Genomic DNA, 22,246 nt, shown 5'->3' with positions numbered 1-22,246 from the left:
TACGTGGCTGCGCTTCGCGGAGACGCGACGCAGCCACGCAGCGCATGACCCGTATCCAAGCGGGACGTGTAGTGGCAGTGCAGGCAACGCGCGGGGCACCGGCCACCTATCCAATGTGCCATTCGTCTCATTGCGGAGGGGGTTTAGATCGATACAATCAATCCAGCCACGCTTGGCGTGGTCCCGCCGTATGGGTTCCGACGATTCTGCCTGGGAGTTCGTAGTGCACCGTTCGATGCTGGTTGCTGCTTCGCTTGTCCTGACCGCCGCGCCCTGTGTCCTGCAGGCCGCCGACCTCGCCGCCGAGGTCAATCCCTTCATCGGCACCACCAACGCCGGCAACGTCTACCCGGGTACGTCGGTGCCGTTCGGCATGGTGGCCTTCAGTCCGGAAATGACGCCGTTGCCCGGCAAACGCTTCGCCATTGCCGCCCCTGGCGGGTACGAATGGCGCGGCAACGGCGTGCGCGGTTTCAGCCTGACCCACGTGTCGGGCACCGGATGCACCGGCGCGAGTGGCGATATCCCGATCATGCCGGTCACCACCAAGGTGGAGATGTCGCCGTCGTCGGCAGAGGCCGGGCTGCGCTACGCCAGCGTGCTCGACCACAAGCGCGAATCGGCCAGCCCCGGCGCGTACCAGCTCACGCTCGACAACGGCGTGGTCGTGGACCTGGGCGCCACCGCGCGCACGGCGGTGGGGCAGTTCCAGTTCCCCGCCGACAAGCCGGCCAACCTGCTGTTCCGCACCTCCGACAGCGAAGTGGGCAGCACCGATTCGAGCATCGTCATCGATCCGGCCACGCGTACTGTGCGCGGCTCGGTTACCGCCGGCAATTTCTGCGGGTATCTCGCCGAGGATCGCCGCGAGAGTTACTACACCCTGCATTTCATCGCCGAGTTCGACCAGCCCTTCGAGGTCGGCGGCACCTGGCGCGACGAGACCGTGCAGGCCGGCGCGCGCGAAGGCGGCGGTGGCACCACCTACGGCACCCAGGGCCACCCGCCAGTAGGCAAGGGCGCCGGTGGCTGGATCCAGTTCGATCCCAAGCGCAGCCCGACCGTGACCGCGCGCATCGGCATCTCCTATGTCGACGAGGCCGGTGCACGCGCCAACCTGCGCCGCGAAAGCCCGGCCGGCACCACCGTAGCCGCGACCCAGGCGGCGACGCGCGCCGAATGGAACAAGACCTTGGGCCAGGTGCGCGTGCAGGGTGGAACGCCCGACGAACGCACCGTGTTCTACACCGCGCTGTATCACACGCTGCTGGCGCCGAATCTGTTCAGTGACGGCGATGGCCGCTACCGTGGCATGGACGGCCAGGTGCATGCGTTGTCGAAGGGCCAGCGTGCGCAGTACGCCAATTACTCCGGGTGGGACGTGTACCGCTCGCAGCTGCAGCTGGTCACGTTGCTGCAGCCGCAGGTCGGCTCGGACATCGCGCAGTCGCTGCTCAACCAGGCCGACCAGAACGGCGGCGTGTGGGACCGTTGGACGCATCTCACCGGTGCGACCGGCGTAATGAACGGCGATCCATCGCCGCCGTCGGTCGCCGCCATCCATGCCTTCGGTGGGCGCAGCTTCGATCTGCAGCGCGCCTATGCCTCGCTCAAGCGGGCGGCGACGGTGCCGACCGAACGCGATCTCAGCCGCCGCGGCTGCCCGGTGCTGTGCGTGGGCCAGCGCCCGGGGCTGGACCAGTGGATGGCACTGAAGTACATGCCGGTCGGCGCGCCGGGGTGGGGCACCGCATCGGACACGCTGGAGATGGCCGCCGCCGATTTCGGCCTGGCCGAACTGGCCAGCGCGGCGGGCGACAAGCAGGGCGCCGCGCTGTTCCGCGAGCGTTCGGGCTGGTGGCGCAATCTGTACAACCCGAAAGCCACCGCGCAGGCCGGCTATATCCAGCCGCGCAACGCCGACGGCAGCTGGCCGGCGTTCGATCCGGCGTCGGACGAGGAGTTCGTGGAAGGCAGCGGCGCGCAGTACCTGTGGATGGTGCCGTTCGATCCGGCCGGGCTGATTGAAACCCTCGGCGGCCGCGATGCCGCCATCCAGCGCCTGGACGCGTTCTTCCGCAAGGACAACGGCGACTGGGCCGTCACCAAGTCCGGTCCGCTGCATGCCGAACTGGACAACGAGCCGTCGGTGGCCGCGCCGTGGCTGTACAACTTCGTCGGCCAGCCGTGGAAGACGCAGGAAACCGTGCGCCAGGCGATGCGGCAGATCTGGACCAACGCGCCAGAGGGCATGCCGGGCAACGATGACCTGGGGCAGATGTCGTCGTGGTACGTGTGGTCGGCGCTGGGCCTGTACCCGCTGTATCCCGGTCGTGCCGACCTGGTGATCGGCAGCCCGCTGTTCCGCGAAGCGGTGATCCAACGGCCCGGCGCTACGCTGACGATCAAGGCCGATGGCGCGGCGATGAACGCGCCGTACGTGCAGTCGTTGCGGGTAAACGGCAAGCCCAGCGAGGCCAGCTGGTTGCCTGCCAGCTTCGTGCAGAAGGGCGGCACGCTGGAGTTCGAGCTGGGCAAGGAAAAGAACACGCAGTGGGGGTCGGCACAGCTGCCGCCCTCGCATGGACCGCACTGACGGAGCCGCACGCATGTCCGATTACCACCGCCGCATGTTTCTCATCGCCTTGGCATTCGCCTTGCCAGCGACCGGTAGCGCAGCCGAGCCGGCGGTGGATCCGCTGCTGACCCTCCCGGTCGAGCAGGTCACGCCCGACCAGGTCCGCCAAATGCAGCAGCGTCTGGCCGACTGGCCGCAGCTGCAGCGCTATCGCAGCGAAAATGCCGCGCTGCCAGCGGCGGTCGCAGAACAGCCGCGCGTCGTGTTCTTCGGCGATTCGATCACCGAAGGCTGGGGGCCCACCGGCAGCGACACCTTCTTTGCCGGCAAGGGCTACGTGAACCGCGGCATCAGCGGCCAGACCACCGCGCAGATGCTGATGCGCTTCCGCCAGGACGTCGTCGCGTTGAAGCCGGCCGTGGTGGTGATTCTGGCCGGTACCAACGACATTGCCGGCAACACGGGCGTGGCCACCCAGGGCATGATCGAAGACAACCTGCATTCGATGGTGGAGGTGGCCAAGGCCAACGGCATCGCGGTGGTGCTGGGGTCGGTGCTGCCTGTCAGCGAGTATCCCTGGCGGCCAGGCATCGCGCCGGTAGGGAAGGTGCGTGCCTTGAACGCGGCCCTGCGCAGCTATGCCAAGGAGCAGCATCTGGTCTGGCTGGACTACTACTCGGCCATGGCCAACGCACAGGGTGGACTGGATGCATCGCTGGCGACGGACGGCGTCCACCCCACCGCCGCCGGCTACGCGCGCATGGCGCCACTGGCCGAGGCGGCCATCGCGCAGGCGCTGGCGCGCTGAGCGGGTAACGCGTCGAGGAGGGCGCCTACAATGGCCTCTCTTTCGACCGGGCGACCTGCATGCTGCATCACATCGAAAAGCCGGAGGGGATTCGCATGCACGTCACACTGCTGCAGCGGCTGTCGGGGCTGCTGCCGTGGCTGGGCCTGCTGGCCAGTACGGCCATGGCCTTCGTGGCGACGCTGGTCGGCAGGGTGGCGATGCCGCGTTTCGTGGACATGTTCGGCAGTGCCGGGCAGCCGCTGCCGTGGATCACCCAGGCCTTCAGCCAGTGCTACCTGCTGGCCTGGGGGGTGCCGGTGCTGGTGGGGGCGATCTGGTACTTGCGCCCCACGCTACCCGGCCGCATCGCGGCGGGGCTGCTGGGATTGGGCGCGGCCGTGCTGGGCGCGATCAGCGTGATCTTCGCCATGTACCTGCCGTATTTCATGCTGGCGTCGCTGGTCTGAGTCGAGGCGCGCCGGTCACTGCGCAGGCGGCAGCCCCAGCAGTTCAGACACCCCCAGCCAGCCGATCTCCACGCCGATGCACAGGATCACGAAGGCCAGCAGGCGCAGCATCACCTGCATACCGGTGCGACCGAGCAGCGCCTGCAGCCGGCCGGCATACCGCATGCACAGGTAGATCAGCGCGCACAGCGCCACCAGGGCGCTTGCGGCAGCGACCACATGCACCACCTCCGGGCCCTGCTTGGGCGAGGTGGTACCCACGGCGGTCGCCACCGCGATCGCGCCGGGCCCTACCGTGAGCGGCAGGGTGAACGGATAGAAGGTCTGCGATTCGACGGTGGCATCCAGGTCCAGATCCTGCCGTGCCTCGGCCTCGGCCGCACCGGTCAGCGAAACACGCTCCGGTTGGGCGGGGGCATTGAGCAGCCGCCATCCGGTTGCTGCAATCACCAGGCCACCGGCCAGGCGCAGCACCGGGATCGAGATGCCGAAGAAGGAGAGCACCCAGGCACCGATGCTGATCGACACCGCCAGCATCACCAGGCTGTTGAACGCCACCGCCCGCGCGACGCGGTTGCGTTGCGTGGGCGTGGCATCGGGCAGCAGGCCCAGCACCATCAGTGCCGCGCCCGGTGGATTGATCACCGGCAGCAGGCTGGTGAAGATCACCAGGAACGCATGGCTGAATTCATTCCACATGGGAGGCCGGCAGGCGCCGCAACGCGCGTTGGGAACAGGAGCCCACCTTGCCGCGTGGGCAGTGAAGACCGTATGCGCGCCCATGCCTCCCGCAAACCACGTAGCCCGCCGTTACATACCGACGATCTCGATGAGGATATGTGCGTGCACATCTTCACCACGTCGGCCGCCATGATCGGTGTGTGCATGACCGTCGTGGGTGTGCTTCACGTGGTGACCGTGCTGCGCAAGGTCGATACGTTCGGCGACGACCTGCTGTGCATCAATTCGCTGATCTACCTGGCCTCGTGCCTCACCGCCTACGGGGCACTGCGTACCCGCCGCCGCAAGCGCAACCGGCGCCTGGAACGGATGGCCGACGGGTTCTTCCTGGCCGGCCTGGTGCTGAGCACGATCGCCACCGCGTTCATCACGTGGGCCATCACCGGTACCTGACATCGGCTGATACGCCGTTTCTCAGGGCCGCCAGAACCCGACCTGCAGTTCGGCCAGGGTCAGTTGGTCGTCATGGTTGGTATCGAGCGACTGGAAGCGCATTTCGGCCACGCGCTCCACTTCCTCCTGGCTCAATTCGCCGTCGCCGTTGAGGTCGGCGACGCGGATCCGGTCGGCGGCGGTGAGTCGCCCGTCGCGGTCCGGCCCGAGCAGGGCCTGCATCTCTTCCACGGTCACGCGGTAGTTGTGGTCGGCGTCGAGGGTGCGGAACAGGGCGGCGGCATCGTATTCGTCTTCGCTGACCCGGCCGTCGTGATTCTTGTCGAGGGCGGCGAAACGCTGCGCGGCGGTGTCGCCCACGGACTGTGCGTGGCTGGTGGCGGCCAGCCCCAGGCAGAGCACGAGCGAGCAGGCAAGGTGCGTGGCAAGGTGGGTCACGGTCGGCTCCGCAGTACCGGTAGGAGCCGCCAGTGTCCGCCGCCGCGACGGGCGCGGCTACGGCAAACCCTGCGCCTGGCGCCAGTATTTCTACTGACGCGCCCGCGTCAGTCGAAGCGCCAGCGCACGCCGGCGTACACGCTGCGGCCTTCACCCGGGGTGGAGCGTGCCACGTCCTTGCCGGCGTCGTTGTAACCCGGCGTCACCGTCGCGGCGTAGTGGCGGTCGCCCAGGTTGCGCACTTCGGCCCAGGCCTGCCAGCGCCCGCCGGGCGCATCGAAGCCCACGCGCGTGCCGAAGATGGCGCGGCTGTCGGCCCAGAAACTGTTGGCATAGTCCACGGCCATCTTCGAGGCGGCCTCGGTGTTGAGTGCCGCGTACCAGCCGGTCGGGTGGCCGTAGCGCAGTTCGGCCTGGTAGTAGTGGCGGGGCAGGCCGGGCAGGCGGTTGCTGCCGTAGCGCGCATCGTCCCGGTAGCGGAAGTCGCTGAAGGTGTAGGCCTGGCGCAGCGTCAGCTGGCCGGCGGCGCCGTCCCACAGGGTGCTGTCCAGCCCGGCCTCGATGCCACGGTGTAGGGTGGGGCTGGCATTGTTCTCGGCCACGAACAGGTTCGGCACCGGCAGTACCTCCACGGTGAGCAGCTCGTGGCGCACCTGCGCGTAGTAGCCGGTCAGCTCCCAGTGGCCCAGCGTGCTGTCGCCGCGCGCGCCGAGTTCGAGCGTGGTGGCGGTCTGGTTTTCGAGGTCCACCGGCGCGCGCTGGCGGCCGCTGGAGGCGCCATTGCCGGGCGCGAAGGTCAGGTTGGAGCCCCAGATCATCGACCACGGATGCGCCGGTTCCACCGAGCGGCTCAGATTGCCGAACCACTGCGTGGCCGCGCTCTGCTGCCAGGTGAAGCCCAGCCGCGGCGCATAGTCCCAGTCGTTCCTGGACAAGCGTTCGGGTGTCGCCGGCCAGGTCACGCGCACGTCGCGGCGGGTGTTGATCAGGGCCAGCCCGGTCTGCAGGCGCAGCGTGTCGCTCAGCGCCAGGTCGTTGCCGAGGTGCAGCGTGCTGTCGGTGCCGTGGTGCGAGAAGTCGCGGGTGTGGGTGCCGGCCGGGTAGCCGTTGCTGGCGAAGCGCAGGGTTTCGCGCACGTCGGCGTCCAGGTCATGGGTGACGCGCAGGCCCAGCGTGGTCACGCTGTCGCGGCCGAACAGGGTGTGCCGGCGGCGGTAATCGAGCGTGGCGTTGAGATTGGTGTAGTCCAACTGCTGGCGGTACAGACTCTCGTTCAGATCCATCGGGTAGTGGTGGTACACCAGCCCGGCCTGCAGCGAGGAATCGTCGTCGATCTGCAGCGTGGTCATGTTGCCCAGCCAGGTGCTGCCCGGCTGTGGGCGACGCGCATCGATGGCGAGGTTGGCGGGGTTGGCCGCGCGCGGATCGTGCCGGATCTGGTCGCGGGTGAGGCGCCCGGGGGTCTCGTGGTTGGTCTCGCGATAGCGCAGGAAGAAGCGCGTTTCCAGCTGCGGCGTGATCTGCCAGCCAACATTGGCCATCGCGCCCTTGCCGTCGCCGGCGGCGTGGTACTGGTAGCCGTCGTATTCGGTGTCGGTGTAGGCCAGGTAGTAATCCACGGCACCGGCCACGCCGCCGTAGCCTACGCCACGCTTCTGGTAACCACGGCTGCCGGCTTCGTACTGCAGCTCCAGCCCGGGCGAATCGCGCCCGCTGCGGCTGATGTAGTTGATCGCACCGCCCAGCGCCAGCGCGCCGCGCTCGATGCCGTTGGCGCCGCGCAGCACCTCCACGCGGCTGAGCCACAACGGTTCGAGCAGTTCATACGGGGTGCCGCCGGGGCCGCTCAGCGGCAGGCCGTCGAGCGAGACCGCGATACCGGAGGCGTGCGCACCCGGGCCACGGTTGATGCCCGAGCCGCGGATGGAAATCCTGGCGCCCTCGTTACCGGGCGACTGCGCGCTGATGCCGGGCTGGTAGGCCAGCACGTCGGCGCTGCCGGCCAGGCGGCCCTCGGCCTTGCCCAGGTCGATGACGTTGCCGGCGCCGGGCACGCGCTTGAGCGCGGCGCGCGCCTGCGCGGTCGCGTCGGCGGCGGTGACGTTGACCGCGTCCAGGGTGGTGGGTTTATCGGCCGGAGCGGCGTGCGCGGTGGCGGCGAGCGCTGCAGACAGGGCCAGGGTCAGCGCGGACAGGGTGGGGCGGTGCAACGACAGAAGAGGGGGCATGCGTCTGGAATCGGTACGGAATGGGGCAGCAGTCGGCAGGGTGGCGCCCTGTAAACCATCGCGAGGGCGCGAAAGTTAACAGGTTGCGCCGCCGCCGTCACCCATTCCGGCCGTCTCAAAGAATCCCGGGCAGATCCAGCCCCTTCTCCTTCGCGCACTCGATGGCGATCTCATAGCCCGCATCGGCGTGCCGCATCACGCCGGTGGCCGGGTCGTTCCACAGCACGCGTGCGATGCGCTTGGCCGCCGCTTCGGTGCCGTCGCAGACGATCACCATGCCGGCGTGCTGCGAGAAGCCCATGCCGACGCCGCCGCCGTGGTGCAGCGACACCCAGGTGGCGCCGCTGGCGGTGTTGAGCAGGGCGTTGAGCAACGGCCAGTCCGACACCGCGTCCGAACCATCGGCCATCGCCTCGGTCTCGCGGTTGGGGGAAGCCACGCTGCCGCTGTCCAGATGGTCGCGGCCGATCACCACCGGCGCCTTCAGCTCGCCGTTGGCGACCATCTCGTTGAAGGCCAGCCCCAGGCGGTCGCGGTCGCCCAGCCCGACCCAGCAGATGCGCGCCGGCAGGCCCTGGAACTTGATCTTCTCGGCGGCCATGTCCAGCCAGCGGTGCAGGTGGGGGTTGTCCGGAATCAGCTCCTTGACCTTGGCATCGGTCTTGGCGATGTCGTCCGGATCGCCGCTCAGCGCGGCCCAGCGGAACGGGCCAATGCCGCGGCAGAACAACGGGCGGATGTAGGCGGGCACGAAACCGGGGAAATCGAAGGCATCGGTCACGCCTTCTTCCAGCGCCATCTGGCGCAGGTTGTTGCCGTAGTCCACGGTCGGCACGCCCAGCGCGTGGAAGGCGAGCATGGCGCGGATATGGTTGGCCATCGAGGCACGCGCGGCCTTCTCCACGACCTTCGGCGCCGACACGCGCTGCTCGTCCCACTGCTCCACCGTCCACTCCTGCGGCAGGTAGCCGTTGACCGGGTCATGCGCGGAGGTCTGGTCGGTCAGCAGGTCCGGCTTCACCCCGCGCAGCAGCAGTTCGTCCAGCACGTCGGCGACATTGCCGAGCAGGCCAACCGACAGCGGCTTCTTCGCCGTGCACGATTCCTCGATCAGGCGCAGCGCCTCGTCCAGGTTGTCGGTCCAGGTGTCCAGGTAGCCGGTGCGCAGGCGCATCTCGATGCTGCTCCTGCGGCATTCCACGGCCAGGCACGAGGCGCCTGCCATCACCGCGGCCAGCGGCTGCGCGCCGCCCATGCCGCCCAGGCCGCCGGTGAACAGCCACTTGCCGGCCAGGCTGCCATTGTAATGCTGGCGGCCCATTTCCACGAAGGTTTCATAGGTGCCCTGCACGATGCCCTGCGCGCCGATGTAGATCCAGCTGCCGGCGGTCATCTGGCCGTACATCGCCAGGCCCTTCTTATCCAGCTCGTTGAAGTGGTCCCAGTTGGCCCAGCGCGGCACCAGGTTGGAGTTGGCGATCAGCACGCGCGGTGCATCGGCATGGGTGCGGAACACGCCGACTGGCTTGCCCGACTGCACCAGCAGGGTCTGGTCATCGTCCAGGCGCTTGAGCGTCTCGACGATGGCATCGAAGCTTTCCCAGTCGCGCGCGGCGCGGCCGATGCCGCCATACACCACCAGTTCCTGCGGGCGCTCGGCCACGTCGGGGTGCAGGTTGTTCATCAGCATGCGCAGCGGTGCCTCGGTCAGCCAGCTCTTGGCGGTGAGCGTGGTGCCGGTGGGGGCGATGATGGTGCGGGTGGAATCGTGACGGCTCATGCAGCACTCCGGGAGTTCGCGAATTCAAGACAGGCGTTCAGCACCTGCTGCAGCGTGTGGCGCAGCGGCGCGGCGTGGTCGGGGTCGAGCGGGGTGGGCCAGCTGTGCACGTCCACCGGCTCGGGTTCGTGCATGTAGCCGCGGCAGGCCAGCTCCATCTGCAGGCTGTGCACGCCACCGGGGATGTCGCTGTAATGGCGGGTGATCCAGCCGCCCTTGAAGCGGCCGTTGCGCACGTGCGACATCCCGCTGAAGCGGCACAGGTTCTCCACCACGTCGCTGAGCGCGTTGTCGCAGGCGGTATCCGGCGCGCCGGACGGCCCCGCCGTGCCCAGGTTGAACTGCGGCAGCTCGCCGTCGAACAGGTGCGGAATATGCGAGCGGATCGAGTGCGCGTCGTACACCACCACGGTGGCGTGGCGCTGGCGCAGCCGCGCGATCTGCGTGGCGAGCGCGTCGTGATACGGCGCGAAGTAGGTGTCGCGGCGCCATGCGATGGCGTCGGCATCCGGCTCGCGGCCCGGGTGGTACAGCGGCTGGTTGTCGAAGGTGGTGAGCGGGCACAGCCCGGTGGTGTTCTGGCCCGGGTACAGCGAGGCGCCGCTCGGGTCGCGGTTGAGGTCGATCACCGAACGCGAGATGGCCGAGCGCACCGTGGTGGCGCCGATGCGCTGGGCGAAGTCGTACAGCTCGTGCACCCACCAGTCGGCGTCGCGACGGGCCAGCCACGGCGACACGAAATCGTCCACCAGCGCATCGGGCAGTTCGCTGCCGGTATGCGGGAAGCTGACGATCAGCGGCGCATCGCCCTCGTGGACCTGCAGCCAGTCCGGGTGCGTGGTCATGCCAGCGGCTCCACCTGCGGCAGCACGTCGGCCAGCCCCTCGGCCAGCGCGCCGCTGCGCACCAGCGCGGTGGCGGCCACCATGTCCGGGTGGAAGTAACGGTCGTCCTGCAGGGTCGGGACCTGCGCACGCAGGCGGCCGCGCACGCGTTCCAGCGCCTCGCTCGAACGCAGCCCCGCATGGAAGTCGCAGCCCTGGGCGGCGGCCAGCAGTTCGATGCCAACCACGTTGGCCGCGTTCTCGGCCATCTGCAGCAGGCGGCGCGCGCCGTGCGCGGCCATCGACACATGGTCTTCCTGGTTGGCCGAGGTCGGAATCGAATCCACGCTGGCCGGGTAGGCGCGCTGCTTGTTTTCCGAGACCAGCGCGGCGGCGGTGACCTGCGGAATCATGAAGCCGGAATTGAGGCCCGGCTTCGGGGTGAGGAAGGCGGGCAGGCCGGACAGCGCCGGGTCCACCAGCATCGCGGTGCGGCGTTCGCTGATCGAGCCGATCTCGCAGACCGCCATCGCCAGCATGTCGGCGGCGAAGGCCACCGGCTCGGCGTGGAAGTTGCCGCCCGACAGCGCCTCGTTGGTATCGGTGAACACCAGCGGGTTGTCGGACACGCCGTTGGCTTCAATCGCCAGCGTGGTGGCGGCCTGGCGCATCACATCGAAGGCGGCGCCCATCACCTGCGGCTGGCAGCGCAGGCAGTAGGGGTCCTGCACGCGCACGTCGTTGTCGCGGTGCGACTCGCGGATCGCCGAGCCCTGCATCAGCGTGCGCAGCGCGGCGGCGGTGGCGATCTGCCCGCGCTGCCCACGGATCTGGTGGATGCGCGGATCGAACGGCGTGTCCGAACCCTTGGCCGCTTCCACCGACAAGGCGCCGGTGACCAGCGCGGCATGGAACACGGTGCCGATCTCGAACAGCCCGGCCAGCGCGTAGGCGGTGGAGTACTGGGTGCCGTTGAGCAGCGCCAGGCCTTCCTTCGCGCCCAGCACCAGCGGCACCAGGCCCACGCGCGCCAGTGCATCGGCGGCCGGCAGGCGTTCGCCGCCGACGAACGCCTCACCCACGCCGATCATCACGCTGGCCAGGTGCGAAAGCGGCGCCAGGTCGCCGGAGGCGCCTACCGAGCCCTGGCACGGAATCACCGGCACGATGTCGTGCTGCAGGAAAGCCTCCAGCAGCGCCAGCGTCTCCGGCCGGATGCCGGAGGCGCCCTGGGCCAGGCTGGTCAACTTGAGCGCCATCATCAGCCGTACCACGGCCGCCGGCATCGGCTCACCCACGCCTGCGGCGTGCGAGAGCACGATATTGCGCTGCAGGGTTTCCAGGTCGTCGCGCTCGATGCGCACGCTGGCCAGCTTGCCGAAGCCGGTGTTGATGCCGTACACCGGCTCGCCCTTGGCGACGATGTCGGCCACGGTCTGCGCGCTGCGGCGCACGGGCTCGGCGGAAGCCGGGTCCAGGCGCACGCGCGCACCGTCGTAGATCGCACGCCACTCGGCAAGGGTGACGGCGCCGGGCTGCAGGGTCAGGGTGGTGCTCATGGAATCTCCAGACATCTCAAAGTTCAGGCGGGAACGCCGCGCATCACGCGCGCGTGCAGCGGGTTGAAGCCGATGCGGTAGACAAGGTCGGCGGGCGCCTCGATGTCCCACACGGCCAGATTGCAGTCCAGGCCGACCGCCAGCCGCCCGATCCGGTCCTGCCGGCCGAGCGCGCGCGCCGCTTCGCGGGTGAAGCCGGCAATGCATTCGTCCACGGTCATGCGGAACAGGGTGGCGGCCATGTTCATGGCCAGCAGCGGGCTGGTCAGCGGCGAGGTGCCCGGGTTGCTGTCGGTGGCCAGCGCGAGCGGCACGCCGGCCGCGCGGAGCGCATCGATCGGGGGCAGGGTGGTGTCGCGGGTGAAATAGAACGCGCCGGGCAGCAGCACCGCGACGGTGCCGGCCACACGCATCGCGGCAATGCCGTCGGCGTCGAGGTGTTCGATGTGGTCGGCCGACAGCGCCCCATGGCGGGCGGCCAGTGCCGCGCCGTGCTGGTTGCTGAGCTGCTCGGCATGGATCTTTACCGCCAGCCCGTGGCGCTGTGCGGCGGTGAAGACTTGTTCGGCCTGCGCGGTGCTGAAGGCGATGTTCTCGCAGAATATGTCCACCGCCTCGGCCAGGCCCTGCGCGGCCACCGCCGGAATCATCACCTCGCAGACCTCGTCGATGTATTCCTGCGCCTGCCGGCCCGGCGGCACCGCGTGGGCGCCGAGGAAGGTGGGTACCACCTCCACCGCGCGCTGGCGGCCCAGCTCGCGTGCCACGCGCAGCTGCTTGGTTTCATCTTCCAGGGTCAGCCCGTAGCCCGACTTGATTTCGACGGTGGTGAGGCCTTCGGCCAGCATCGCGTCGAGTCGTGGCAGGCTGGCTGCAAGCAGGTCCTCCTCGCTGGCAGCACGGGTGGCGCGCACCGTGGAGACGATGCCGCCGCCGGCGCGCGCGATGTCGGCATAGCTCACGCCCTGCAGGCGCTGCTCGAATTCGTTGGCGCGGTTGCCGGCGTACACCAGGTGGGTGTGGCAGTCGATCAGGCCCGGGCTGATCCAGCGGCCGCCGCAGTCCACGCGCTGCGCCGGCTGCAGGTGGGCGGCCTCAGCGGCAGGTCCCGCATACACGATGCGGCCGTCGCGGGCGGCGATCGCCCCATCGCGGATCACGCCCAGGCCGGGGCCGTCGGCGGTGATCAGGTGGGCGTGGGTCCAGAGGGTGTCACAGTGCATGGCAGCAACCACGGCGGCTTATATGTCTATACAATATAGGCGTCACTTCCGGGATGTCCAGTCATGCCAGCCAACCCTGCCTCCGCCTTCGCTTTCCATGCCGACCACGCGCTGCTGCCGCAGGGCTGGGCGCGCGATGTGCGCATTGTCGGAACCGGCGGCACGCTGCAGCAGGTGAGCGCGGGCGTGCCGGCGCAGCCGGGGGATACGCCGTTGACGATCGCGCTGCCGGGACTGGGCAACCTGCACAGCCACGCGTTCCAGCGCGGCATGGCCGGCCTGACCGAGATCGGCGGGCGCAGCGGCGACAGCTTCTGGAGCTGGCGCGAGCTGATGTACCGCTTCCTGGCCCACCTGCAGCCCGAGGCGGTGCAGGCCATCGCCGAGCAGGCGTATGTGGAGATGCTGGAATCCGGCTTCACCCGCGTGGGCGAGTTCCATTACCTGCACCATGCCGCCGACGGCACGCCGTATGCGGACCGCGCCGAGATGGCCGCGCGCATCGCCGCCGCCGCACAGGGCAGCGGCATCGGCCTGACCCTGCTGCCGGTGTTCTACGCGCACGCCGACTTCGGTGGCGCGCCGCCGAACCCGGCGCAGCGCCGGCTGATCCACGACGTGGACGGTTTCGCCGCGCTGCTGGACGGCTGCCGCCAGGCGCTGCGTGGCCAGCCCGACGCCGTGCTGGGCATCGCCCCGCACAGTCTGCGCGCGGTCACCGGTGAGGAACTGCAGGCCCTGCTGCCGCTCAACGACGGCCCGGTGCACATCCATATCGCCGAACAGACCCGCGAGGTAGATGCGTGCGTGGCCTGGAGCGGGCTGCGCCCGGTGCGCTGGCTGTACGACCACGCGGCGGTCGACGAACGCTGGTGCCTGGTGCACGCCACCCATGTGGATGCCGACGAAGTGCAGCGCATGCTGGACAGCCGCGCGGTGGTGGGCCTGTGCCCGATCACCGAGGCCAACCTGGGCGACGGCCTGTTCCCGATGCAGGGCTTCGCGCGTGCCGGCGGCCGGTTCGGCGTCGGCTCGGATTCCAATGTGCTCATCGATGCCGCCGAGGAACTGCGTCTGCTCGAGTACGGTCAACGCCTGCAGCTGCGCGGGCGCAACGTGCTGGCGCCGCAGGACGACGCCTCGAGCGGTCGCTGGTTGTTCGAACAGTCGCTGCACGGTGCCGCGCAGGCGCTGGGTGTGGGCACCGGCCTGCAGGCGGGCGCGCCGGCCGACGTGGTCGAACTGGACCCGCAGCACCCGGCGTTGATCGCGCGCGAGGGCGATGCCTGGCTTGACAGCTGGGTGTTCGCCGCACGTAATGGCGCGGTGCGATCGGTATGGCGCGGGGGGCGCGAGCTGGTCCGGCAGGGACGTCACGTGCAGCGCGATGCCGTGGCGGCGCGTTTCGCCCAGGCCCTGCGCAGCGTGCTGACCGCCGCGCGCTGATCCCCGCCGACCCAATCCAGGACTCCCGAGTGACGGGCAAGAAAGCAGCCACCCTCAACCAGCGCATCCGTGCCGATCTGGAAAGCCGCATCCTCAGCGGCGAATGGCCGCCGGGATTCCGCATCCCGTACGAGCATGAGCTGATGGAGCAGTACGGCTGCTCGCGCATGACGGTGAACAAGGTGCTGACCGCGCTGGCCGAGAGCGGCATGATCGAGCGCCGCCGTCGTGCCGGTTCGTTCGTGGCCCGGCAACCGCCGCACCTGGAGCAGGTGGCGCTGGAGATTCCCGATATTGCGATGGCGGTCGGTGCGCGCGGCCACGTCTATGGCTACCAGCTGCTCGACCGCGCCTACCGCCGCCCGGACCCCGAGGCGAGCGAGGAAATGGCGTTGTCCGGGGGCGAGAAGCTGTTGGCGATCCGCTGCTTGCACCGCGCCGACGGCAAGCCGTTCGCGCTGGAACACCGCCTGATCAGCCCGGTCGGCGTGCCCGAAGTGCTGGATATCGATTTCGCCGTGACCGCACCGGGCAGCTGGCTGCTGCAGAACGTGTCGTGGACGCGCGCCCAGCACCGGATCAGTGCCTGGGGCGCCGACGCGGCGGCCGCGGCGCTGCTGGAGGTCAAGCCGGGCACTGCCTGCCTGGTGATCGACCGCCTCACCTGGCGCGGCGAACAGCCCATCACCTGCGTGCGCCAGATGTTCCTGGGCGACGCGTGGGACCTGGTGGCGAAATTCGCGCCCGGCGCGCGTTGAGGTAGTGCCGGGCTCTGCCCGGCACACGGTTACAACGTGGCGCACTGGCGCCAGCGCACCGGCTCGTCGGTGCCCAGGCGTGGATTGAGCTGGATGCGCACCGTGCGCAGCGCCGGGTAGCGCTTCACCTGGGTGCAGATGTGCGGCCACACCTCGTCGATCTCGGCCGAGCGGTTGATCGCCAGCGTCTGGCGGGTCTGCCAGAACGCGCTCAGCACGCCCGTCTGCTGGCCCAGCAGCGTGGCCAGCTCGCGCTGGTAACGCGCCAGCGTGGCGGCATCGGGATCGGCCACGGTGCCGAGAATGTGGGTCTGCTCGCTGCCGTGCGGGGCGGTCTCGGCGGCGGCCGGGGCCGGCGTTGCAGTGGCGGGTCCAGCGGCGGGTGTCTCCGCTGGCGCAGGGGCGGGAGACGGTTGTGCCGCCGCAGCCTCTGCCGGCTTGGCGGATTCAGGCGCCGCGGCCGCCGGGTCAACCGGAGCAGCCGCAGTTGGAGCCGGAGCCGCAGCCGGAGCAGTCGTGACTGGAGTTGACTCCGTCGTCCACGCCGGCTGATCCAGGCGGGAAGTGAGGTAGCCCATGCCCACCAGCAGCCCCAGGGTCAGCGAGCCTAGTGCCGCAATGGAAATCCGGCGGATCGCCTCGCGGCGCGCCTCGTGCTTGACCCGCGCCTCCACGTCGCCGGGCAGGTAGGGCTGCAGCAGCGGCCACAGCAGGGGCCCGTCGAGCACCTCCACATGCTGCTTCTCCGCCGCCGCGCGGCCGTCGCGCTCGATCTGGCCTTCGGTGATCAGGATGCCGCCACGCGCACCGGCCAGACGGGCCGCGGCGCCCAGTTCGTTCACCGCCGCCGTGCCGATACGGTAGGCGCGCCCGTGCTTGCACGACACCAGCCAGCGCTGCTGTTGGGCGTCCTGCATGAGGAAATCGCTGCGCGGCTCGCGGCTGTCATCGACCTCGCCGGTTACATCCTGCAGCCCGCGCTGCTCGTGGAGCGCGCGCCGGACCATCTCGGAAAAGTCCCGCCAGTGCATGCCGGCCAAGGCATTGAGGCCCAGCCGGGTCTCCTTGCGGCGGCGTTTCACCAGCCAGAAGTAGGCGGCGGCAAGGGACCAGACAACGAGGGCCAGCAGGAGCGCGAGAATCCAGGAGAACATGAGACCTAGAGGATGAACACGGATGTGCGTAGACAGTTTATATGCGCTCGGCCCTGTCTGCGGGGTGTCGTTTTCACCTTCGACGCACGATCCGTTTCCCTGCCGGTGACGGAAGTCTCACTTCACTCCAATCTGCCGCAGACACGAAAAACCCGCCAATCCTAAGCCGTGAGGGGAGGGAACAAACGGCGCAGAAGCGATTGGCGGGTCGTGTCTGATTGTCAACAACCGCGTGCTGCTTTGCAACAATCAGGGATCGGCGCCGGGTGACTGGTGGGTGCCCGGGCGGGGGTCCGCATTCGGCGAGGCGTTGCGGGCCTCGGCGCGGTTGACGCGCGCAGTCAGCGCATCGATACGGGCATTGAGCGCGGCCACGTCTTCGGCGGTGGGGATGTGCAGGCGCTTGAGCACGCCCTGGACCCGGTCGTCGAAGGCCTTCTCGACCTTGTCCCAGGTGCCGGCCGCCTTCTCGCGCGCCTCGCCCAGGTGTTCCTCGACGTTGTCGCGCCAGCGCGGGGCATCACCGGCCTGCTCGCGGTTGCGCGCGTCGATGGACTCGCCTTCCTTGACCAGGTTGTCGAAGACCCGGCTGCCTTCGGCTTGCGCGCGACCAAACGCGCCCAGCCCGGCCAGCCAGATCTGTTGGGCCGAATCGGTCAGCTTGCGCGAGAAGCGCTCGGCCTGGTCCTGCAGCGAGGGCTTTTCGCCCGGGGTGCGGTCATCGAAGTCATCGTGTGCGTTCATGGGGCGATCCTGTGAGTGGCCACCCGCCGATCCTACCCAGCCCCGGAGGTGCGCGGCGTGATGGCCGCGCCCGGTGGCAGCGTGGGTTCAGCCCAGCTTTTCTTTCAGGACGCGCTGGATTTCGCTTTCCACCATGCTCTTCATCGCCGACAGCAGGAAGCCCAGCTTGGCGGTCACGCGAACCGCGCCGGGCTGCAGTTCGATGGCCCCGTCCGCACCGGAGCCGCTGAAGTTCAGTACGTCCCCGACCCAATTGCTCTGAAGCCCGAAGCGCTCCGACAGCTTGGCCGCCACTTCTTCGATCGCCTTGCGCGCGCCTTCGTCGGGCAGGGCGTGGGCGTGGCGGATATCAATGCTGGACATACAGGCTCCTGGCGGGCGAATAAGAGAAAAGGGCGTGCATTGTGCACACTTCTATCCTCCCGCACACCCAACCTGCTAGGCTGCGCCGCGTGCAGAACCTGCTTGTTCACTTCACTCATCGCCAACACCCCGACCAGCCACTGCGGCCGGGGGTGCAGCGCATCGTGCGCCATGCCTCGGGCAGCGTCCGCCTCGGCGGCGACGCGGCCGGCACCCTGCTGCTGGCCCAGTTCTGTCTGGACGACCGCGGCCTGTGGCTGCAGGTGGCCAACGGCATCCGGGGTATTCACGTCAACGGACGGCCGGTGCGGCGCATGGCGCTGCTGCGTCCGGGTGACGCGGTCTACGCCGACGGCGTGGAGATGCTGATCCAAGGCGAGTGCGAGGCCCTCAACCACGCCCCGTCGCGCAGCGATGACGGCGGCGAGGACCCGCGCCTGCTGCGCGGTGTCGGCGGCCAGCACCACGGACGCAGCTTCACCCTCGACCGCCCGCGCGTGATCGGGCGCGGGGCGGAGGCGGACATCGTCATCGACGACCCGGCGTTTGCCGAACAGCACGCGCGCCTGGAGCGCCACGGCGAGCGGTTGCTGCTGCGCGATCTTGGCGCGGGCGAATCGACCCGGGTCAATGGCATCAGCGTGCGTCACTGCTGGCTGCAGCCGGGCGACCAGCTCGTGTTCGACGCCCAGCACCGCTTCGTGCTCGAAGTGCCGCACGACGGCCGCAAGCGCGTGGTCAGCGACGAAGAGGACGAGCTGCTCGATCTGCCCACGGCAGCGGATGTTCCCGCCAAGCCCAAGCGGGTCAGCCGCTGGCCATGGCTGCTGGGCAGCGCGCTGCTGCTGGCGGCCATCCTCAGCCTGCTGCTCTGGTTCGGCGCGCGCTGAACCAATAGATTCAAACGCAACCAAATTGGCCTTGTGCGGCAAGGCCTAAAGGCTGGTGCGCTGCGGCATACTAGGGGTCTTGCCCCATAGGTGTGACATGACGCGCGCGTTCAATTTCAGTGCCGGCCCTGCAACCCTGCCGGAATCGGTCCTGCGCCAGGCGCAGGAAGAGATGTTGGAATGGAACGGCGCTGGCGCCTCCATTGTCGAAATGAGCCATCGCGGCCCGGAGTTCATGGCCGTCGCCGCCCAGGCCGAGGCCGACCTGCGCCGCCTGATCGGCATTCCGGACGACTACGCGGTGATGTTCCTCGCCGGCGGGGCCACCACCCAGCAGGCGCTGCTCGCGCTCAACTTCGCCACGCCCGGGCAGACCGTGGACTACGTGGTCACCGGCCACTGGGGCAAGACCGCGATCAAGCAGGTCAGTCCCTACGTCACGGTCAACGTCGCCGCCAGCAGTGAGGCCAACGGCTACCACGACATTCCGCCGCGCGCCCAGTGGCAGCTTTCCGACGATGCGGCCTACGTCCACATCACCGCCAACGAGACCATCCACGGCGTCGAGTTCCGTGACACCCCGGACGTGGGCAACGTGCCGCTGTTCGCCGATTTCAGCTCCTCCATCGCCAGCGAACCGCTCGACGTGTCGCGCTATGGGCTGATCTATGCCGGCGCGCAGAAGAACCTCGGCCCGGTCGGCGTGTCGGTGGTGATCGTGCGCCGCGACCTGCTCGAACGCAGCGGCCAGCCGCGCGCGGACATCTTCGATTACCGCTCGCACGTCGCGCGCGACTCCATGCTCAACACCCCGCCGACCTGGAACTGGTACCTGGCCGGCCTGGTATTCCAGTGGATGCTGGCCGAAGGCGGCGTGGAAGAATTCGCGCGCCGCAATGCCGCCAAGTCCGCCCTGGTCTACGGCGCCATCGATGCCTCCGGCGGTTTCTACCGCAACGACGTGGTGCCGGCGGCGCGATCGCGCATGAACATTCCGTTCTTCCTGCCCGATGAAACGCTCACCACGCGCTTCGTCAGTGAATCCAAGGCCGCCGGGTTGCTGGCGCTGAAGGGCCACAAGGCGGTCGGTGGCATCCGTGCCTCGCTGTACAACGCCCTGCCGGTGGAAGGCGCGCAGGCGCTGGTCGCCTTCATGCGCGATTTCCAGCAGCGCAACGGCTGACGCTCTCGACTTTACCGGGGCGCCCGCCGCCCCACTGCAACTGGAACCCCTGATGGCCACCAAACCCGCCAAGCCCAAGGCATCCGCCGCCAAGCCTGCACCGGCCGCCGCGTCCAAGGCCGCGCCGAAGCCGGCCAAGGCCAAGGCTGACGCCCTGCCTGCTACCGCCGCGCCGGTCCTGTCCGATGTGCGCGCCAAGATCGACCACATCGACCGCAGCATCCAGGCGCTGATCGCCGAACGCGCGCAGTTCGCCCACCAGGTCGGCAAGGCCAAGGGCAAGCTCGCCGCCGCCGTGGACTATTACCGCCCCGAACGCGAGGCCCAGGTGCTGCGCATGGTGGTGGACCGCAACGAAGGTCCGCTCAGCGACGAAGTGCTGGTGCACGTGTTCCGCGAAATCATGTCGGCCTGCCTGGCCCAGCAGGAGCCGCTGAAGATCGGCTACCTGGGCCCGGAGGGCACCTTCAGCCAGCAGGCCGTGCTCAAACACTTCGGCCGCTCGGCACTGGGCCTGCCGCTGGCCAGCATCGAAGAAGTGTTCCAGGAAGTGGAAGCGGGCAACGCCGATTTCGGCGTGGTGCCGGTGGAAAACTCGGGGCAGGGCACCATCCAGATCACTCTGGACATGTTCCTCACCTCCAACCTCAAGATCTGCGGTGAGGTCGAGCTGCGCGTGCAGCAGTACCTGATGTCGCGCAGTGGTCGGCTGGAGGATGTCGAGCGCGTTTACGGCCACCCGCAATCGTTCATGCAGACCTCCTCGTGGCTGCGCGCCAACCTTCCCAAGGCCGAGAAGGTGCCGGTCTCCAGCAATGCCGAAGGCGCGCGCCGCGCCCGCAACGCCGACGATGCCGCCGCCATTGGCGGCGAGAGTGCAGGGCACGTGTACGGCCTGAAGAAGGTGGTCACCAAGCCGATCCAGAACGACGCCGACAACACCACCCGCTTCCTGGTGGTGGGCCGCCAGTTCTTCCCGACCTCCGGCCACGACCGCACCTCGGTGCTGGTGTTCATCCACGACAAGCCCGGTGCCCTGTTCGACGTGCTCAGCCCGTTCGCCCGCCACGGCATCAGCATGAACCGCATCGAATCGCGGCCCTCGCACAACGCCAAGTGGGAATACGGCTTCTTCATCGACCTGGCCGGCCACATCGACGATGCGGCCATGCAGGCGGCGCTGGCCGAACTGAAGGCGCACTCGGCGCAGATCAAGGTGCTGGGCTCGTATCCGGTGGCCGTGCCTTGAGCCTGCCGGCGCAGCCGCACCGCGCGCTGCGCCGCTCCACCGACTTTCCGCATTACCGCCGCCCGCATGGGTGGCCCGACAGGATTCATCGATGACCGCTTCCGCTTCCTGGACCGCCCGCAAGGGCCAGCCCCTGCAGGGCAGCCTGACCATTCCCGGCGACAAGTCCGTCTCGCATCGCGCCGTGATGTTCGCCGCGCTGGCCGACGGCGTCTCGCATATCGACGGTTTCCTGGAAGGCGAAGACACCCGCGCCACCGCCGCGATCTTCTCGCAGATGGGCGTACGCATCGAGACCCCGTCGCCGTCGCAGCGCATCGTGCATGGCGTCGGCGTGGATGGCCTGCAGGCGCCCAGCGCGCCGCTGGATTGCGGCAATGCCGGCACCGGCATGCGCCTGCTGGCCGGCCTGCTGGCCGCGCAGCCGTTCGACTCGGTGATGGTGGGCGACGAATCGTTGTCGCGCCGCCCGATGCGCCGCGTGACCGGCCCGCTGGCGCAGATGGGCGCGAAGATCGACACCGAGTCCGACGGCACCCCGCCGCTGCGCGTGCACGGCGGCCAGACGCTGCACGGCATCGACTTCGCCTCGCCGGTGGCCAGTGCCCAGGTCAAGTCCGCCGTGCTGCTGGCCGGGCTGTACGCCGAGGGCGTCACCGCCGTGACCGAGCCGCACCCGACCCGCGATTACAGCGAGCGCATGCTGCGCGCGTTCGGCGTGGACATCGAGTTCTCGCCGGGCAAGGCGCGCCTGCAGGGCGGCCAGCGCCTGCGCGCGACCGACATCGCGGTGCCGGCCGATTTCTCGTCTGCCGCGTTCTTCCTGGTGGCCGCCAGCATCATTCCGGGCTCGGAACTGCGCCTGCGCCAGGTGGGCCTCAACCCGCGCCGTACCGGTCTGCTGGCCGCGCTGCGGCTGATGGGCGCGGACATCGTGGAAGAGAACCATACCGAGCAGGGCGGGGAGGCTGTGGCCGACCTGGTGGTGCGCTACGCACCGCTGCACGGCGCGGAGATCCCCGAAGCGCTGGTGCCGGACATGATCGATGAGTTCCCGGCGTTATTCGTCGCGGCAGCGGCCGCCCAGGGCAACACCGTCGTGCGCGGCGCCGCCGAACTACGGGTCAAGGAATCGGACCGCCTGGCGGCCATGGCCACCGGCCTGCGCAGCCTGGGCGTGCAGGTGGACGAAACCGAGGATGGCGCGACCATCCACGGCGGCCATCCGATGGGCAGTGGCACCATCGAAAGCCACGGCGACCATCGCATTGCCATGGCGTTCGCCATCGCCGGCCAGCTCAGCACGGGCGAGGTGCGCATCAACGACATCGCCAATGTCGCCACCTCGTTCCCGAACTTCGACGGCATCGCCCGCGGCGCGGGTTTCAACCTGGCGTAATAAGTCGACCGCCGTAGAGCCACCCCATGGGTGGCTTCG

General features: G+C 69.0%; 20 protein-coding genes. 10 read left to right on the top strand and 10 right to left on the bottom strand.

Features of this window, described 5'->3' with window-relative positions:
* The first annotated feature begins 223 nt into the window (after window positions 1-223).
* The 3 genes from ACOZHM_RS02990 to ACOZHM_RS02980 all read left to right on the top strand — a co-directional run bounded on the left by ACOZHM_RS02990 (window position 224) and on the right by ACOZHM_RS02980 (window position 3,835).
* Entirely contained in the window at window positions 224-2,596 is a 2,373-nt protein-coding gene (locus tag ACOZHM_RS02990) for a GH92 family glycosyl hydrolase (protein WP_421567452.1), read from the top strand.
* A 13-nt stretch (window positions 2,597-2,609) separates the two neighbouring features.
* The gene (locus tag ACOZHM_RS02985) at window positions 2,610-3,386 is read left to right on the top strand and encodes an SGNH/GDSL hydrolase family protein (RefSeq protein ID WP_421567451.1); all 777 of its coding nucleotides are present in this window, start codon (window positions 2,610-2,612) and stop codon (window positions 3,384-3,386) included.
* A gap of 95 nt (window positions 3,387-3,481) precedes the next feature.
* Window positions 3,482-3,835, top strand: coding sequence for a hypothetical protein (locus tag ACOZHM_RS02980; protein ID WP_421567450.1), 354 nt, complete (start codon window positions 3,482-3,484; stop codon window positions 3,833-3,835).
* Window positions 3,836-3,850: 15 nt separating this feature from the next.
* On the opposite strand, the gene ACOZHM_RS02975 is transcribed toward ACOZHM_RS02980, so the two are convergent.
* The gene (locus ACOZHM_RS02975; RefSeq protein WP_421567449.1) at window positions 3,851-4,534 is read right to left on the bottom strand and encodes a MarC family protein; all 684 of its coding nucleotides are present in this window, start codon (window positions 4,532-4,534) and stop codon (window positions 3,851-3,853) included.
* Between the two features lie 144 nt (window positions 4,535-4,678).
* Here ACOZHM_RS02975 and ACOZHM_RS02970 point away from each other — a divergent pair, with 144 nt between their 5' ends.
* The gene (locus ACOZHM_RS02970) at window positions 4,679-4,969 is read left to right on the top strand and encodes a hypothetical protein (protein WP_421567448.1); all 291 of its coding nucleotides are present in this window, start codon (window positions 4,679-4,681) and stop codon (window positions 4,967-4,969) included.
* A gap of 21 nt (window positions 4,970-4,990) precedes the next feature.
* On the opposite strand, the gene ACOZHM_RS02965 is transcribed toward ACOZHM_RS02970, so the two are convergent.
* The 6 genes from ACOZHM_RS02965 to hutI form a co-directional block, all read right to left on the bottom strand.
* A complete protein-coding gene (locus tag ACOZHM_RS02965) occupies window positions 4,991-5,407 on the bottom strand; it encodes an EF-hand domain-containing protein (RefSeq protein WP_421567447.1) in 417 nt (138 codons plus the stop codon).
* A gap of 107 nt (window positions 5,408-5,514) precedes the next feature.
* Complete coding sequence (locus tag ACOZHM_RS02960; protein ID WP_421567446.1) at window positions 5,515-7,635, bottom strand: TonB-dependent receptor family protein; 2,121 nt, start codon at window positions 7,633-7,635, stop codon at window positions 5,515-5,517.
* 115 nt (window positions 7,636-7,750) lie between these two features.
* Complete coding sequence (hutU, locus tag ACOZHM_RS02955) at window positions 7,751-9,415, bottom strand: urocanate hydratase (RefSeq protein WP_421567445.1); 1,665 nt, start codon at window positions 9,413-9,415, stop codon at window positions 7,751-7,753.
* Window positions 9,412-10,260 (bottom strand): N-formylglutamate deformylase, encoded by an 849-nt coding sequence (gene hutG / locus ACOZHM_RS02950; RefSeq protein ID WP_421567444.1) that lies wholly within the window; start codon window positions 10,258-10,260, stop codon window positions 9,412-9,414. The genes hutU and hutG overlap by 4 nt, the downstream gene beginning before the upstream one ends.
* Window positions 10,257-11,798, bottom strand: a complete 1,542-nt coding sequence (gene hutH, locus ACOZHM_RS02945; protein ID WP_421567443.1) for a histidine ammonia-lyase — start codon at window positions 11,796-11,798, stop codon at window positions 10,257-10,259. The genes hutG and hutH overlap by 4 nt, the downstream gene beginning before the upstream one ends.
* 23 nt (window positions 11,799-11,821) lie before the next feature.
* Window positions 11,822-13,021 carry an imidazolonepropionase gene (gene hutI, locus ACOZHM_RS02940; protein ID WP_421567442.1) on the bottom strand — a complete coding sequence of 400 codons (1,200 nt, stop codon included), beginning with the start codon at window positions 13,019-13,021 and terminating at the stop codon, window positions 11,822-11,824.
* Window positions 13,022-13,084: 63 nt separating this feature from the next.
* On the opposite strand from hutI, the gene ACOZHM_RS02935 reads away from it, so the two are divergent.
* Together ACOZHM_RS02935 and hutC are read left to right on the top strand one after the other, a co-directional pair.
* Window positions 13,085-14,467, top strand: coding sequence for a formimidoylglutamate deiminase (locus ACOZHM_RS02935; protein ID WP_421567441.1), 1,383 nt, complete (start codon window positions 13,085-13,087; stop codon window positions 14,465-14,467).
* Window positions 14,468-14,496: 29 nt separating this feature from the next.
* Complete coding sequence (hutC, locus tag ACOZHM_RS02930) at window positions 14,497-15,225, top strand: histidine utilization repressor (RefSeq protein ID WP_421567440.1); 729 nt, start codon at window positions 14,497-14,499, stop codon at window positions 15,223-15,225.
* Between the two features lie 29 nt (window positions 15,226-15,254).
* Here the strand turns inward: hutC and ACOZHM_RS02925 are convergent, their stop codons facing one another.
* The 3 genes from ACOZHM_RS02925 to ACOZHM_RS02915 form a co-directional block, all read right to left on the bottom strand.
* On the bottom strand, window positions 15,255-16,379 hold the full coding sequence (locus tag ACOZHM_RS02925) for a restriction endonuclease (protein WP_421567439.1): 1,125 nt from the start codon (window positions 16,377-16,379) through the stop codon (window positions 15,255-15,257).
* A gap of 249 nt (window positions 16,380-16,628) precedes the next feature.
* Window positions 16,629-17,123 carry a phasin family protein gene (locus ACOZHM_RS02920; RefSeq protein WP_421567438.1) on the bottom strand — a complete coding sequence of 165 codons (495 nt, stop codon included), beginning with the start codon at window positions 17,121-17,123 and terminating at the stop codon, window positions 16,629-16,631.
* 87 nt (window positions 17,124-17,210) lie between these two features.
* Window positions 17,211-17,486, bottom strand: a complete 276-nt coding sequence (locus tag ACOZHM_RS02915; protein WP_421567437.1) for a polyhydroxyalkanoic acid system family protein — start codon at window positions 17,484-17,486, stop codon at window positions 17,211-17,213.
* Window positions 17,487-17,575: 89 nt separating this feature from the next.
* Here ACOZHM_RS02915 and ACOZHM_RS02910 point away from each other — a divergent pair, with 89 nt between their 5' ends.
* The 4 genes from ACOZHM_RS02910 to aroA all read left to right on the top strand — a co-directional run bounded on the left by ACOZHM_RS02910 (window position 17,576) and on the right by aroA (window position 22,207).
* The gene (locus ACOZHM_RS02910; RefSeq protein WP_421567436.1) at window positions 17,576-18,376 is read left to right on the top strand and encodes an FHA domain-containing protein; all 801 of its coding nucleotides are present in this window, start codon (window positions 17,576-17,578) and stop codon (window positions 18,374-18,376) included.
* 97 nt (window positions 18,377-18,473) lie between these two features.
* Window positions 18,474-19,559: a 3-phosphoserine/phosphohydroxythreonine transaminase gene (gene serC, locus ACOZHM_RS02905; protein WP_421567435.1), complete on the top strand. Its 1,086-nt coding sequence runs from the start codon at window positions 18,474-18,476 to the stop codon at window positions 19,557-19,559.
* A gap of 52 nt (window positions 19,560-19,611) precedes the next feature.
* A complete protein-coding gene (gene pheA / locus ACOZHM_RS02900) occupies window positions 19,612-20,808 on the top strand; it encodes a prephenate dehydratase (RefSeq protein ID WP_421567434.1) in 1,197 nt (398 codons plus the stop codon).
* A gap of 91 nt (window positions 20,809-20,899) precedes the next feature.
* On the top strand, window positions 20,900-22,207 hold the full coding sequence (aroA, locus tag ACOZHM_RS02895; protein ID WP_421567433.1) for a 3-phosphoshikimate 1-carboxyvinyltransferase: 1,308 nt from the start codon (window positions 20,900-20,902) through the stop codon (window positions 22,205-22,207).
* Window positions 22,208-22,246: the final 39 nt, after the last annotated feature.

The organism is Stenotrophomonas sp. PD6 (assembly GCF_049199305.1).
GTDB lineage: Bacteria > Pseudomonadota > Gammaproteobacteria > Xanthomonadales > Xanthomonadaceae > Stenotrophomonas.
Note: the sequence above shows the minus strand (reverse complement) of the source record. Positions and strands in the feature narration are given on the sequence as shown.

Bases quoted from the DNA above. Each gene is read 5' to 3' on its own strand.
- serC (WP_421567435.1), top strand. From the start codon at position 18,474: ATGACGCGCGCGTTCAATTTCAGTGCCGGCCCTGCAACCCTGCCGGAA.
- hutG (WP_421567444.1), bottom strand. From the start codon at position 10,260: ATGACCACGCACCCGGACTGGCTGCAGGTCCACGAGGGCGATGCGCCG.
- aroA (WP_421567433.1), top strand. From the start codon at position 20,900: ATGACCGCTTCCGCTTCCTGGACCGCCCGCAAGGGCCAGCCCCTGCAG.
- hutI (WP_421567442.1), bottom strand. From the start codon at position 13,021: ATGCACTGTGACACCCTCTGGACCCACGCCCACCTGATCACCGCCGAC.
- hutH (WP_421567443.1), bottom strand. From the start codon at position 11,798: ATGAGCACCACCCTGACCCTGCAGCCCGGCGCCGTCACCCTTGCCGAG.
- ACOZHM_RS02915 (WP_421567437.1), bottom strand. From the start codon at position 17,486: ATGTCCAGCATTGATATCCGCCACGCCCACGCCCTGCCCGACGAAGGC.
- ACOZHM_RS02975 (WP_421567449.1), bottom strand. From the start codon at position 4,534: ATGTGGAATGAATTCAGCCATGCGTTCCTGGTGATCTTCACCAGCCTG.
- ACOZHM_RS02985 (WP_421567451.1), top strand. From the start codon at position 2,610: ATGTCCGATTACCACCGCCGCATGTTTCTCATCGCCTTGGCATTCGCC.
- ACOZHM_RS02925 (WP_421567439.1), bottom strand. From the start codon at position 16,379: ATGTTCTCCTGGATTCTCGCGCTCCTGCTGGCCCTCGTTGTCTGGTCC.
- ACOZHM_RS02960 (WP_421567446.1), bottom strand. From the start codon at position 7,635: ATGCCCCCTCTTCTGTCGTTGCACCGCCCCACCCTGTCCGCGCTGACC.
- hutU (WP_421567445.1), bottom strand. From the start codon at position 9,415: ATGAGCCGTCACGATTCCACCCGCACCATCATCGCCCCCACCGGCACC.
- ACOZHM_RS02935 (WP_421567441.1), top strand. From the start codon at position 13,085: ATGCCAGCCAACCCTGCCTCCGCCTTCGCTTTCCATGCCGACCACGCG.
- ACOZHM_RS02980 (WP_421567450.1), top strand. From the start codon at position 3,482: ATGCACGTCACACTGCTGCAGCGGCTGTCGGGGCTGCTGCCGTGGCTG.
- pheA (WP_421567434.1), top strand. From the start codon at position 19,612: ATGGCCACCAAACCCGCCAAGCCCAAGGCATCCGCCGCCAAGCCTGCA.
- ACOZHM_RS02920 (WP_421567438.1), bottom strand. From the start codon at position 17,123: ATGAACGCACACGATGACTTCGATGACCGCACCCCGGGCGAAAAGCCC.